General features: G+C 70.3%; 13 protein-coding genes. 3 read left to right on the forward strand and 10 right to left on the reverse strand.

What is annotated here, in order from left to right; translation table 11 throughout:
- Positions 1-2 precede the first annotated feature (2 nt).
- The gene (era, locus tag ACFUPX_RS06770) at positions 3-953 is read right to left on the reverse strand and encodes a GTPase Era (protein ID WP_351160389.1); all 951 of its coding nucleotides are present in this window, start codon (positions 951-953) and stop codon (positions 3-5) included.
- Between the two features lie 200 nt (positions 954-1,153).
- On the opposite strand from era, the gene ACFUPX_RS06775 reads away from it, so the two are divergent.
- Both ACFUPX_RS06775 and ACFUPX_RS06780 read left to right on the forward strand, forming a co-directional pair.
- Positions 1,154-2,497 (forward strand): ammonium transporter, encoded by a 1,344-nt coding sequence (locus tag ACFUPX_RS06775; protein ID WP_383317130.1) that lies wholly within the window; start codon positions 1,154-1,156, stop codon positions 2,495-2,497.
- On the forward strand, positions 2,494-2,832 hold the full coding sequence (locus tag ACFUPX_RS06780) for a P-II family nitrogen regulator (protein ID WP_383317134.1): 339 nt from the start codon (positions 2,494-2,496) through the stop codon (positions 2,830-2,832). Before ACFUPX_RS06775 ends, ACFUPX_RS06780 begins: the two co-directional genes overlap by 4 nt.
- A 210-nt stretch (positions 2,833-3,042) precedes the next feature.
- Here ACFUPX_RS06780 and ACFUPX_RS06785 read toward each other — a convergent pair whose 3' ends face one another.
- On the reverse strand, positions 3,043-3,396 hold the full coding sequence (locus ACFUPX_RS06785) for a cytidine deaminase (protein WP_383317138.1): 354 nt from the start codon (positions 3,394-3,396) through the stop codon (positions 3,043-3,045).
- Between the two features lie 26 nt (positions 3,397-3,422).
- Positions 3,423-4,331: a helix-turn-helix transcriptional regulator gene (locus tag ACFUPX_RS06790; RefSeq protein ID WP_383317141.1), complete on the reverse strand. Its 909-nt coding sequence runs from the start codon at positions 4,329-4,331 to the stop codon at positions 3,423-3,425.
- Positions 4,332-4,418: 87 nt separating this feature from the next.
- Between ACFUPX_RS06790 and ACFUPX_RS06795 the strand changes: the two genes are divergently transcribed.
- Positions 4,419-5,846 (forward strand): MFS transporter, encoded by a 1,428-nt coding sequence (locus tag ACFUPX_RS06795; RefSeq protein ID WP_383317144.1) that lies wholly within the window; start codon positions 4,419-4,421, stop codon positions 5,844-5,846.
- On the opposite strand, the gene ACFUPX_RS06800 is transcribed toward ACFUPX_RS06795, so the two are convergent.
- From ACFUPX_RS06800 to ACFUPX_RS06830, 7 genes are all read right to left on the reverse strand, one after another.
- Complete coding sequence (locus ACFUPX_RS06800; RefSeq protein ID WP_383317148.1) at positions 5,843-6,199, reverse strand: MmcQ/YjbR family DNA-binding protein; 357 nt, start codon at positions 6,197-6,199, stop codon at positions 5,843-5,845. The genes ACFUPX_RS06795 and ACFUPX_RS06800 overlap by 4 nt on opposite strands.
- Complete coding sequence (locus ACFUPX_RS06805; protein WP_383317152.1) at positions 6,196-7,497, reverse strand: hemolysin family protein; 1,302 nt, start codon at positions 7,495-7,497, stop codon at positions 6,196-6,198. The genes ACFUPX_RS06800 and ACFUPX_RS06805 overlap by 4 nt, the downstream gene beginning before the upstream one ends.
- A 4-nt stretch (positions 7,498-7,501) precedes the next feature.
- The gene (gene ybeY, locus ACFUPX_RS06810; protein WP_383317156.1) at positions 7,502-7,999 is read right to left on the reverse strand and encodes an rRNA maturation RNase YbeY; all 498 of its coding nucleotides are present in this window, start codon (positions 7,997-7,999) and stop codon (positions 7,502-7,504) included.
- 13 nt (positions 8,000-8,012) lie between these two features.
- Positions 8,013-9,047 carry a PhoH family protein gene (locus ACFUPX_RS06815; RefSeq protein WP_383317158.1) on the reverse strand — a complete coding sequence of 345 codons (1,035 nt, stop codon included), beginning with the start codon at positions 9,045-9,047 and terminating at the stop codon, positions 8,013-8,015.
- Positions 9,048-9,217: 170 nt separating this feature from the next.
- Positions 9,218-10,321 (reverse strand): carbohydrate kinase family protein, encoded by a 1,104-nt coding sequence (locus ACFUPX_RS06820; RefSeq protein WP_383317161.1) that lies wholly within the window; start codon positions 10,319-10,321, stop codon positions 9,218-9,220.
- 80 nt (positions 10,322-10,401) lie between these two features.
- Positions 10,402-11,403, reverse strand: coding sequence for an adenosine deaminase (locus tag ACFUPX_RS06825; protein WP_383317164.1), 1,002 nt, complete (start codon positions 11,401-11,403; stop codon positions 10,402-10,404).
- 13 nt (positions 11,404-11,416) lie between these two features.
- Positions 11,417-12,325, reverse strand: a complete 909-nt coding sequence (locus ACFUPX_RS06830) for a ribonuclease Z (protein WP_383317167.1) — start codon at positions 12,323-12,325, stop codon at positions 11,417-11,419.
- Positions 12,326-12,336: the final 11 nt, after the last annotated feature.

The following is a 12,336-nucleotide window of genomic DNA, read 5'->3' on the forward strand; positions in this document are numbered from 1 at the left end:
CCTCAGAAGCCGAGCTTGCGCAGCTGCTTGGGGTCGCGCTGCCAGTCCTTGGCGACCTTCACGTGCAGGTCCAGGAAGACCGGGGTCCCAAGGAGAGCCTCGATCTGCTGGCGGGACTTGATCCCGACCTCCTTGAGGCGCTTGCCCTTCGGGCCGATGATGATGCCCTTCTGGCTGGGGCGCTCGATGTAGACGTTCGCGTGGATGTCGAGCATCGGCTTGTCCGCGGGCCGGTCCTCGCGCGGCAGCATCTCCTCCACCACCACGGCGATGGAGTGCGGCAGCTCGTCCCGTACGCCTTCGAGCGCGGCCTCGCGGATCAGCTCGGCGACCATGACCTGCTCGGGCTCGTCCGTGAGGTCACCCTCGGGGTAGAGCGGCGGGCTCTCGGGAAGCATCGGGACGATCAGATCGGCGAGCAGCTTGACCTGCTTGTCGCCGACCGCCGACACCGGCACGATCTGCGCCCACTCGAAGCCGAGCTCCTTGCCGAGCTGGTCGATGGCGATGAGCTGCTCGGCGAGCGTCTTGCTGTCGACGAGGTCGGTCTTGGTGACGACCGCGATCTTCGGCGTCTTCTTGATCGTGGCCAGTTCCTTGGCGATGAACCGGTCGCCGGGGCCGAGCTTCTCGTTCGCAGGCAGGCAGAACCCGATGACGTCGACCTCGGCCCACGTCGTACGGACGACGTCGTTGAGCCGCTCGCCGAGCAGTGTGCGCGGCTTGTGGAGCCCGGGGGTGTCCACCAGGATCAGCTGGGCGTCCGGCCGGTGCACGATGCCGCGGACCGTGTGCCGCGTGGTCTGCGGCTGGTTAGCGGTGATCGCCACCTTCTGGCCGACCAGAGCATTCGTGAGGGTGGACTTGCCCGCGTTGGGGCGGCCCACGAAGCAGGCGAAGCCGGCGCGGTGGGGTGCCGCGGACGGCTCGGATGACTCGGTACGAACGCTCATGGCGCCCATTCTCCCTGATCGACGGAGGGCCGCAGCACGCCGAGGCACCGATCGGGCACCGATGAGGCACCGGCACGGCATCGGTGAGCTCCCGGAAACTCACCGGCAACACGAAACACGGCGGAAACGCCGGGGTGCCCGTTTAGAAATGCTGGGCGGTGACGCTTCCCCTCTGCCCCCACCCGGAGGAGAGATTCCCCGTGCAGAGCGCGTACGCGTCGTATTCACTCACGACCACCCTTGCCGCGGCCGAGGGCCCCGACACCGGCGACACCGCCTGGCTGCTCGCGGCCACCGCCCTGGTCCTCCTCATGACGCCGGGCCTGGCGCTCTTCTACGGCGGCATGGTCCGCACGAAGAGCGTCCTCAACATGCTCCTCATGAGTTTCGTGTCGATCGCCCTGGTCACCGTGGTGTGGCTGCTCGCCGGCTACTCGCTCGCGTTCGGCGACGACACGTTCGCGGGCCTGATCGGCGGCGTCGACCACCTCGGCATGGCGGGCATCGGCCCGAGCACGCTGACGGGGACGGTCCCCACCCTCCTCTTCACCACCTTCCAGCTGACCTTCGCGATCCTCACCACGGCGCTGATCAGCGGCGCGATCGCGGACCGCACGAAGTTCGCGGCGTGGCTGGTCTTCGTGCCCCTGTGGGCGCTGCTCGTATACGTTCCCGTGGCGCACTGGGTCTGGGGCCCGGACGGCTGGATCTCCTCGTCGCTCGGCGCCCTGGACTTCGCGGGCGGCCTGGTCGTCGAGATCGCCTCCGGCGCGTCCGGCCTGGCGCTCGTCCTGGTCCTCGGCCCGCGCATCGGCTTCAAGAAGGACGCGATGCGCCCGCACAACCTGCCGATGGTCCTGATGGGCGCGGGGCTGCTCTGGTTCGGCTGGCTCGGCTTCAACGGCGGCTCGGCCCTCGGCGCGAACGGCCTCGCGGCGGCCTCCCTCCTGAACACCCTGCTCGCCGGGTGCACGGGCCTGCTGGGCTGGCTCTTCGTGGAGCAGCGGCGCGACGGCCACCCGACGACGTTCGGCGCCGCGTCGGGCGCGGTGGCGGGCCTGGTCGCCATCACCCCCGCGTGCGGGGTCGTGGGGGTGCTCGGCGCCGCGGTGGTCGGTCTCGCGGCGGGCGTGGTCTGCTCGTACGCCGTGGCGTGGAAGTTCCGCTTCGACTACGACGACTCGCTGGACGTCGTGGGCGTCCACCTGGTCGGCGGCGTGGTCGGCACGCTCCTGATCGGCCTGTTCGCGACGGCCACGATGACGGAGGGCGCGGAGGGCCTCTTCTACGGGGGCGGGCTCGCCCAGCTGGGCAAGCAGACGGTGGCGGTGCTCGTCGTGGCGGCGTACACGTTCGCCGTGACGTTCGGCATCGGCAAGGCGATCGACAAGCTCATGGGCTTCCGTGCGTCCGCCGAGGACGAACTGACGGGCCTCGACCAGACGCACCACGCGGAGACGGCCTACGATCACGGCGTCCTGGTCGGCGGCCCCTTGAAGGGCAGCACCGTGTCGCACCACCCGAAGGGGAGCACTCTCACATGAAGCTCGTGACCGCGGTCATCAAGCCGTTCCGCCTGGACGAGGTGAAGACGGCGCTGCAGGAACTGGGCGTACAGGGCCTCACCGTCACCGAGGCGAGCGGGTACGGGCGCCAGCGGGGGCACACGGAGGTGTACCGGGGGGCGGAGTACCAGGTGGACCTGGTGCCGAAGGTGCGGATCGAGGTCGTGGTGGACGACGCGGACGCCGACGCGGTGATCGACGGGATCGTGCGCGCGGCGGCCACGGGGAAGATCGGTGACGGGAAGGTGTGGGCCGTGCCGGTGGAGACGGTGGTGCGGGTGCGGACGGGTGAGCGGGGCCCGGACGCGGTGTAATTTCCCCCAGCCCTGCCCCTTCCCGGCTGTGACATTTGCGGCTCCGCCGCGGGCCGCTCGGCGCGGGGGCCTTTGTCCTCGATCGCCGGATGGGCTGGATTCCAGCCCGTCCGGCGATTGAGGACGAACTCGGCGAAGCCGGTGATCAACCGCCACCAAGGCCCCCGCGCCAGAGCGGGTTTGTGGGAAGGGGCGGGGTTGGGGAAGGAATCAGTTCGCTTGAGCCCGCACCCGGACCTCACCATCAGGCCCCGCCAGGAACACCGGCGTCCCGGCTCCCCCAAGGTCCGCCACAGCGGAAAGGTCCTCGGAGGACAGCGCCTCCCCGGAGGAGACGACCGCCGCCGCCTCCAGGGACTCCGCCCCCGAAGCGACAGCCATCGCCACCGCGGTCCGCAGCGCGGAAAGCTTCAGGGAGTCGAGGGAAACGGTCCCGGCGACATACGTCCGCCCGGTCTCGTCCCGCACGGCGGCCCCCTCAGCCACCCCATTGCGCGCCCGCGCCGAACGAGCCAGCGTAACGATCTTCCGGTCCTCAGCGTCAAGCGCAGCACTCTCGGTCATACGCCGAGCATACGGAGCAGAGGCAGCTAAACCGCCACCGGGTACATGGACCCCCGCCGCCCCTCGGGCGAGGCGAGCCACTCCAGTTTCGCCGCGGTCTCCGCCTCCGCCAGCGGCGTGTGCAGCACGATCGTCAGGTCGGGCCGCGCCGGCACCCGCAGCGCCGTCGACTCCACGTGCAGCGCCCCCACCAGTGGATGCATGAGCTCCTTGTGGACCACTCCCGCGGGCCGTACGTCCTGTCGCTCCCACAGCTCGGTGAACTCCTCGCCCGCCGATTCCCGCAGCTCGGCGAGGACCTCCTGGAGCCCCTCGTCGTCCGGGGTCTCCGAGCACGACGCCCGGAACTGCGCGACGACGTTCTCCGCGTTCTTCTCCCAACTCACGCTCCGGGAGCGGTAGATGGGGTCGGTGAAGAAGTCCACGATGCAGTTCTGGGTGATCTCGGGACGCATCCCGAAGACCATCCCGGCCGCGCTGTTGTAGAGGACGCAGTTGTAGTAGCGGTCCATGATGTGCGCCGGGTACGGCATCCAGGTGTCGATGAGCCGCTGCAACCCCTCGCACATGCCCTGGTCGGCCTGCTCGACCTCGGGCGCGGGCGGGTTGAGCCCGGCGAGGACGTACAGATGCCGCCGCTCGGCGCTCGACAGCTTCAGGACGCGGCCCACGGAGTCCAGGACCTGCGGCGACACCGAGATGTCGCGGCCCTGCTCAAGCCACTGGTACCAGGAGGCGCCCACCCCGGCGAGCACGGCCACCTCCTCGCGGCGCAGCCCCGGCGTCCGCCGCCGCGCCCCGCCGTCCGGAAGTCCCGCCTCCGCGGGGCTGACCCGGGCCCGGCGGTTCATCAGGAACTCGCGCAGTTCACCGAGCCGCCGTGCCTTCGATTCGTCCAGCGGTCGCGCGGCCGCCGCCCCACTCGTCCCTGCCATGCGCAGCTCCCCCTCTGCCTGGTGTTACGACCACCAGCATAAGTTCCCGCTCCCCACGCGTATTCCGGAAGCCCGAAGCTCATTGCCATGGCGATCGACTCCACCACCGCGCCCCCGTCCACCCCACGCCCCACACTCCCCGCACCGCAGGCCCCCAAGCTCTCCCCCCGCGACAAGCTCGTCCTCTTCGTGCTCTGCGCCGCCCAGTTCATGGTCGCGCTCGACTTCTCCGTGCTGAACGTGGCGCTGCCCGTCCTCGGCGCCGACCTGGGCATGAGCCAGTCCACGCTGCAGTGGGCGGTGACCGCGTTCGCCCTTCCCTCCGGCGGTTTCCTGCTGCTCTTCGGCCGTGCAGGCGACCTGTTCGGGCGGCGCAGGCTGTTCCTCGGCGGGCTCGCCCTCTTCGGCCTCGCCTCGCTGCTCGCGACCTTCGCCTGGGACCCGGCGTCGTTCCTCGCCGGGCGCGCGCTGCAAGGTGTGGGCGCGGCGGCCATCGTGCCGACCGGCATGTCCCTGCTGACCACGACCTTCCCCGAGGGCCCGCAGCGCGACCGGGCCCTGGGCATCTCCGGGACGCTGCTCTCGCTCGGCTTCACGATCGGCATGGTCCTGGGCGGCGTACTCACCGACACGCTCGGCTGGCGCTCCACGATGGGACTGCTGACCCTCTTCGCGCTGCTCGTGCTGCCGCTCGCGCCGCGCCTGCTGCCCGAGTCACGCACCCCGGACCGCCCCCGCCTGGACGTTCCCGGCGCGATCACCGTCACCGGCGGTCTGCTCGCCCTGATCTACGCGCTCTCCACGGCCGCCGAACGCGGCTTCGGCGGCACGGACGTCATCGTCACGCTCGTCGCGGGGGTGCTGCTGCTCGCGGCCTTCGGCCGCATCGAGTCGCGCGCCGCCTCCCCCCTCGTCTCGCTGCCGATGCTGCGGCGGCGGACGGTGGCGTGGGGCAACCTGGGCGGCCTGGTCACCTTCTCGATGATGTCGGCGGTCATCTTCGTCCTCACGCTCTACCTCCAGGAGATCCTGGACCTCTCCGCCTTCCGGACCGGCCTCGTCTTCGGCGTACAGGGCGCGCTCTCCGTGGTCGCCGGGATCTACGCGCCCAAGGTCATCAGCCGCTTCGGGGCGCACCGCACCCTCGTCGTCTCGCTCCTGGGCCAGGGCCTGTTCATCGCGGCGCTGCTCGGCATCGACGACGGCGCCCGGTCGGTCTGGCTCGCCACGGCGGGCGTATCGGTGGCGAGCATGTTCCACCTGGGCGCGATCATCTCGTACGGCGTGACCGTCACGTCGGGTGTCCCCGACGAGGAGCAGGGCCTGGCCACCGGCCTGGTGACGTCCACCCAGCAGGTGGGCATCACGATCGGCATCCCACTCCTGGGGGCCCTCGCGACCACCGGCACGGATCTTCTGGCGGGGACGCGGACGGTGCTTCTGACCGACTCGGCGGTGGTGCTCGTGGCGGCGGCCCTGGTGGCCGTGGGCCTGCGCACCCGGCGCAGCGCCTAGGGCCGGTCGAGCCGCAGTCGAACCGCCTTCGGAAGACCGGCGACCACCAGGTCGTACGAGTCCTCCACGAGCTCCCGGACCTGCTGGTCCGGGAGCTTCGCGTCGACCGTGACCGTGTTCCAGTGCCGCTTGTTCATGTGCCACCCCGGCACGATCTCGGGGTGCGCGCCACGCAGCTGGACCGCCATGTCGGGGTCGCACTTCAGGTTCACCGTGAGCGGCTTCGCGTCCAGGGAGCTCAGCGCGAACATCTTGCCCGCGACCTTGAAGACCGAGGCTTCGGGCCCGAACGGGAACTCCTCCACCACGTCGTTGAACGACAGGCAGAACGCGCGCAGCTCCTGCGGGTTCACGCGGACTTCTCCTTCTGTGCGCCCTGCGGCGCGACCGGCTCCACGAGCACCGTCACGATCTTGTTCCGCCGCCCGGCCGCGGATTCCGCGGTCAGTCGCAGCTCGCGGCCGTCCGGCAGTGGCACGAGCGCCGACGCACCGGCGATCGGCACCCGGCCGAGCGCCTTGGCGAGCAGTCCGCCGACCGTCTCGACGTCCTCGTCGTCGAACTCGTCGAGCCCGAAGAGCTCGCCGAGGTCTCCGATGTCCAGGCGCGCGGTGACGCGGTAGCAGCCGTCGTCGAGCTGCTCGACGGGCGGCAGTTCACGGTCGTACTCGTCGGTGATCTCGCCGACGATCTCTTCGAGGATGTCCTCGATGGTGACGATGCCGGCCGTGCCGCCGTACTCGTCGATGACGACGGCGACGTGGTTGCGCTCCTGCTGCATCTCGCGCAGCAGGTCCCCCGCGTTCTTCGTGTCGGGCACGAACGTCGCGGGGCGCATCGCCGTCGACACCAGGTCGGACTCGCTGTCGCGGTTGATGTGCGTCTTGCGGGCGAGGTCCTTGAGATACACCATGCCGACGACGTCGTCCTCGCTCTCGCCCGTGACGGGGATGCGGGAGAAGCCGGAGCGCAGCGCGAGGGTGAGCGCCTGGCGGATGGTCTTGAAGCGCTCGATGGCGACCAAGTCCGTGCGGGGCACCATGACTTCGCGTACGAGGGTGTCGCCGAGCTCGAAGACGGAGTGCACCATGCGGCGCTCGTCGTCCTCGATGAGCGATTCCTTCTCGGCGAGGTCGACCATCGCCCGCAGCTCGGCCTCGGAGGCGAACGGGCCGCGCCTGAAGCCCTTGCCGGGCGTGAGCGCGTTGCCGATGAGGATCAGGAGCGGCGGGATCGGGCCCATGACGCGGGCCAGCGGCAGCAGGACGTACGCGGCGGCGGTCGCCGTGTTGAGCGGGTGCTGGCGCCCGATGGTGCGCGGCGAGACGCCCACGGCCACGTACGACACGAGGACCATCACGGCGATGGCGACGGCGAGCGCCTGCCAGGTCTCGTCGAATTCGTTCAGGCACGCGAACGTCACCAGGGACGCCGCGGCCATCTCGCACGCGACGCGCACGAGCAGCGCCACGTTCAGATAGCGGGTGGGGTCGGCGGCGACCTGCGCGAGCTTCGCGCTGCCGCGCCGCCCGGAGCGGACCGCCTCCTCCGCCCGGAAGCTGGAGGTGCGGGCGATGCCCGCCTCGGCGCAGGCCGCGAGCCAGGCGACGACGACCAGGGCGACGGCGCCCGCGATCAGCTGGAAGCTCATCGCGTTACGAGACGGTGGGCGCCGGAGACGGCCCGGTCAGGCCGTTCTCGGCGCGCCAGCCGTCGACGATGGCCGCCTGGAGGCCGAACATCTCGGCCTTCTCGTCCGGTTCCTCATGGTCGTACCCGAGCAGGTGGAGCACTCCGTGGACGGTGAGGAGCTGGAGCTCCTCGTTCATGGAGTGCTCCGTCTCCGCTTCCTTGCCCTGCTTGAGCGCGACCTCCGGGCAGAGCACGATGTCGCCGAGGAGGCCCTGCGGGGCCTCCTCCTCGTCCTTGGCGGGCGGGCGCAGCTCGTCCATCGGGAACGACATGACATCAGTGGGGCCCGGCAGGTCCATCCACTGCATGTGCAGCTGCTCCATGGCGTCGGTGTCCACGACGATCACCGAGAGCTCGGAGAGCGGGTGGATGCGCATCCTCGCGAGGGCGTAGCGGGCGATGTCGAGGATCGCCTGCTCGTCGACCTCGGTTCCGGATTCGTTGTTGACGTCGATCGACATGGTGCGGCTTCCGCTACTTCCCGTTTTTCTTGTTCTGCTGACTGTCGTCGTACTTCTCGTACGCGTCGACGATACGGCCGACCAGCTTGTGCCGTACGACATCGTGGGACGTGAGCCGCGAGAAGTGCACGTCGTCGATGCCCTCCAGGATGTCCTGGACCTGGCGCAGACCGGACTTGGTGCCGTTCGGCAGGTCGACCTGCGTGACGTCGCCCGTGATCACGATCTTCGATTCGAAGCCGAGGCGGGTGAGGAACATCTTCATCTGCTCGACGCTGGTGTTCTGCGCCTCGTCCAGGATGATGAACGCGTCGTTCAGCGTGCGGCCCCGCATGTACGCGAGCGGCGCGACCTCGATGGTGCCCGCGGCCATCAGGCGCGGGATCGAGTCCGGGTCGAGCATGTCGTGCAGCGCGTCGTACAGCGGGCGCAGGTACGGGTCGATCTTCTCGTAGAGCGTGCCGGGCAGGAAGCCGAGGCGCTCGCCGGCCTCGACGGCGGGGCGGGTCAGGATGATGCGGTTGACCTGCTTGGCCTGCAGCGCCTGCACGGCCTTGGCCATGGCGAGGTACGTCTTGCCGGTGCCGGCGGGGCCGATGCCGAAGACGATCGTGTTCTTGTCGATGGCGTCGACATAGCGCTTCTGGTTGAGCGTCTTGGGGCGGATCGTGCGGCCTCGGGACGAGAGGATGTTCTGGGTGAGGACCTCGGCCGGGGTCTCCGGGCCGTCGCCCTCTCCCGCCTCGTCCGCCCTGAGCATGGCGATCGAGCGTTCCACGGCGTCCTCCGTCATCGGCTGACCGGTGCGGAGCACCAGCATCATCTGGTCGAAAAGGCGCTGGATGAGGGTGACTTCATGGGCGTCACCGACAGCGCTGATCTCATTGCCCCGGACATGGATGTCGGCCGCCGGGAAAGCCTTCTCGATCACGCGCAACAGGGCGTCTCCGGAGCCGAGCACCGTCACCATCGGGTGGTTCGCCGGGACGGTGAAGTGTGCTCGGGCCTGACCCTGGGCGGGGGTACGAGCTGTGGGTGTCTGAGTCATGGGCCGGCACTTAGGCCTGCTCATCCTCCTCATGCGGGGCTTGGTGGCCGCTCGACAGCCTTGCACTGCCAAGAGTACGACGCACCACTGTCACCGCCGTAGGGCTTTTCCACTCCGGCCACGTACGACCGTGTGAACGCGGGCGCCGGTCCACGCCGGTCTATGCCGGTCTACGCCGACCTGAACCCGATCGTCGGCACCGCGCGTCGCAGCGGCCACGGGCGGGTGGCCTCCGGAAGCAGGCCCTCCAGGAAGCCGTAGCGGCGCAGTGCCACCGGGTCCTGGTCGTCGACCTCCCGCACGGTCCGCCACCACGCGGCGATCTCCGCCCAGCCGGGCGCCGACAGGGATCCCCCGAACTCCTGCACCGAGAGCGCCGCGGTGAGCCCGGCGAAGGCGAGCCGGTCCGCGAGGGGCCACCCGGCGAGGGTGCCGGTCACGAAGCCCGCCACGAAGACATCACCGGCCCCGGTGGGATCGAGGGCCTCGACCGCGATGGCCGGAACCTCGGCGGTCTCGCCGGTCCTGCCGTCCACCGCGTACGCCCCTTCGGCACCGAGTGTCACCACGGCGAGCGGTACGTGTTCGGTCAGCGCCCGCGCGGCGGCCCGGGGGCACTGGGTGCGCGTGTAGCGCATGGCCTCCTCCGCGTTCGGCAGGAACGCCTCGCAGTGCGCCAGGTCGGCGAGTCCCGCCAGATCCCAGCGCCCGGTGTCGTCCCAGCCCACGTCGGCGAAGATCCGCGTGCCGGTGCGGGCGGCCTCGGCGATCCACGGGGCCCGCGCGCCGGGCGTCAGGGAGGCCACGGCGGCACGCGCGCGTGGCGGGCATTCCGGGGTGCCGCCGTCCGGGGACTGGGCGTCGGGCGGCGGCTCGTGCCCGTGGCTGACCATGGTCCGCTCGCCCTCGTACGCCATGGAGACGGTCACCGGGGAGTGCCAGCCGGGCACGGTGCGCGACGTCGTGAGGTCGATGCCCTCGCCCTGTTCGAGCGCGTCCCAGCAGTACTCCCCGTAGTGGTCGTCCCCGAAGGCCGCCGCGAGGGAGGTGCGCAGGCCGAGCCGGGCGAGCGCGGTCGCCATGTTCGCCACGCCACCGGGGCTCGACCCCATCCCGCGCGCCCAGGACTCGGTGCCGCGCACGGGCGCGGAGTCGAGCCCGGTGAAGATGATGTCGAGGAAGACCGTCCCGGTCAGGAAGACGTCACAGGGCGGATCACCTGCTCTGCGGGCTCCCTTGAGCGGGTCGATGCTGGGTTTGAAGGGTACGACCATGCAGGGACCGTAACGGACGGACGCCAAAGGGGCAGGTTTCAGCCCCCCTGGCCGGGCCGTGACTCCACCCCGCGGCGCGCTTAGTCGAACGTGTAATCCGCGACCTCGGCGAGGTAGCGCGCCCGCAGCGCCTCGTCCTGCGCGCTCCCGTCGAGGAAGGACGCCTCGAACGAGTTGCGCGCCAGCTCGCGCAGCCGCTCCTGGTCGAGCGCCAGCGCTTCGCGTACGGCGTGGAAGGTGTCGTCGACGTAGCCGCCGAAGTACGCGGGGTCGTCGGAGTTGACCGTGCACAGCAGCCCGGCGTCCATCATCCGCGCGAGCGGGTGCTCTTCGAGTACGTCGATGGCGCGCAGCCGGACGTTGGAGAGCGGGCACAGGGTGAGCGGCACCCGGTCGCGGACCAGGCGTTCCACCAGCTGCGGGTCCTCCATGCAGCGCAGGCCGTGGTCGATGCGCTCGACGCCCAGGACGTCCAGGGCCTCGGTGATGTACGCGGGCGGCCCCTCCTCGCCCGCGTGCGCGACCCGGCGCAGACCGAGCGCGGCGGCCGCCTCGTACACCTCGCGGAACTTGGCGGGCGGGTGTCCGACCTCGGCGGAGTCGAGCCCAACGCCGATGATGCGGTGCAGATGGGGCTTGGCGGCCTCCAGGGTCTCCAGGGCCGACTCGGCGGACTGGTCCCGCAGGAAGCACATGATCAGCCGGGTCGAGATCCCGTGCCGCTCCTCGCTGCGCTCCAGGGCGCGCCCGAGCCCCTCCAGCACGGTGGCGATGCCGACGCCGCGCGCCATGTGCGCCTGCGGGTCGAAGAAGATCTCGGCGTGCCGGACGCCCTGCTGAGCGGCGCGCGCCAGATAGGCGTCGGCGAGCTCTTCGAAGTCGTCCTCGGTGAGCAGAACGGCCATCAGCCCGTAGTACAGATCCAGGAAGGACTGCAGGTCATCGAAGAGATAGGCCTTGCGCAGCTCTTCGGTGTCCGCGTACGGGAGGGTGACGCCGTTGCGGGCGGCGAGGGCGAAGGCCAGCTCGGGTTCGAGCGTCCCCTCGATGTGGAGGTGGAGTTCGGCTTTGGGAAGGGGCATGGCGGCGGCTCACTCAGGTGGTTCGTTTGGGCAGAGGTACACGCAACAGGTCTTGGGCGACGGTCAGTTCACCGTCGAATCCCGCGTCCCGGGCCTGCTGCTCGAATACGCCGGGGTCGGGGTAGCGCTGGCTGAAGTGGGTCAGTACGAGATGCCGGACGCCGGCGTCCACGGCGACCCGGGCGGCCTGTCCCACGGTCAAGTGACCATGATCGACGGCGAGTTGCTCGTCTTCGTCCAGGAAGGTGGACTCGATGACGAGCATGTCGCAGCCTTCGGCGAGGGCGTGGACGCCGTCGCACAGCCGGGTGTCCATCACGAAGGCGAACCGCTGCCCCCGCCGGACCGCGCTCACCTCGTCGAGCGTGACGTCCCCCAGCACGCCCTCCCGCTGGAGGCGTCCCACGTCGGGCCCGGTGATGCCGCGCGCGGCGAGCAGCTCCGGGAGTATCCGCCGGCCGTCGGGCTCGGTGATGCGGTAGCCGAAGGACTCGACGGGGTGGGAGAGCTTGAGGGCGTCGAGCGCGAAGGAGGGGGTGACGGCCAGCGGCCCGTCGCCGACGACGGGTTCCTCGACGATCGAGACGGTCTCCCGATAGGCGGTGGCGTACCGCAGCCGGTCGAAGAAGTGCTGGCCGGAGCGCGGAAAGTGGACGGTCACGTCGTGCGGGACCCGGTCCAGGTTGATCCGCTGGATGACGCCCGGCAGTCCGAGCGAGTGGTCGCCGTGGAAGTGCGTGACACAGATCCGGTGCAGGTCGTGCGCGGCGACCCCGGCACGCAGCATCTGGCGCTGCGTGCCCTCGCCGGGGTCGAAGAGGATGCCCTGCCCGTCCCAGAGCAGGACGTACCCGTTGTGGTTGCGGTGCCGGGTGGGGACCTGGCTGGCGGTGCCGAGGACCACCAGTTCACGTACGGACAAGGCGAGTGGTC

Origin of the sequence: Streptomyces sp. NPDC057302, from assembly GCF_042667685.1 — a bacterium.
Classification (GTDB): Bacteria; Actinomycetota; Actinomycetes; order Streptomycetales; family Streptomycetaceae; genus Streptomyces.

Bases quoted from the DNA above. Each gene is read 5' to 3' on its own strand.
- era (WP_351160389.1), bottom strand. From the start codon at position 953: ATGAGCGTTCGTACCGAGTCATCCGAGCCGTCCGCGGCACCCCACCGC.
- ACFUPX_RS06780 (WP_383317134.1), top strand. From the start codon at position 2,494: ATGAAGCTCGTGACCGCGGTCATCAAGCCGTTCCGCCTGGACGAGGTG.
- ACFUPX_RS06785 (WP_383317138.1), bottom strand. From the start codon at position 3,396: ATGACCGAGAGTGCTGCGCTTGACGCTGAGGACCGGAAGATCGTTACG.
- ACFUPX_RS06790 (WP_383317141.1), bottom strand. From the start codon at position 4,331: ATGGCAGGGACGAGTGGGGCGGCGGCCGCGCGACCGCTGGACGAATCG.
- ACFUPX_RS06795 (WP_383317144.1), top strand. From the start codon at position 4,419: ATGGCGATCGACTCCACCACCGCGCCCCCGTCCACCCCACGCCCCACA.
- ACFUPX_RS06805 (WP_383317152.1), bottom strand. From the start codon at position 7,497: ATGAGCTTCCAGCTGATCGCGGGCGCCGTCGCCCTGGTCGTCGTCGCC.
- ybeY (WP_383317156.1), bottom strand. From the start codon at position 7,999: ATGTCGATCGACGTCAACAACGAATCCGGAACCGAGGTCGACGAGCAG.
- ACFUPX_RS06815 (WP_383317158.1), bottom strand. From the start codon at position 9,047: ATGACTCAGACACCCACAGCTCGTACCCCCGCCCAGGGTCAGGCCCGA.
- ACFUPX_RS06820 (WP_383317161.1), bottom strand. From the start codon at position 10,321: ATGGTCGTACCCTTCAAACCCAGCATCGACCCGCTCAAGGGAGCCCGC.
- ACFUPX_RS06825 (WP_383317164.1), bottom strand. From the start codon at position 11,403: ATGCCCCTTCCCAAAGCCGAACTCCACCTCCACATCGAGGGGACGCTC.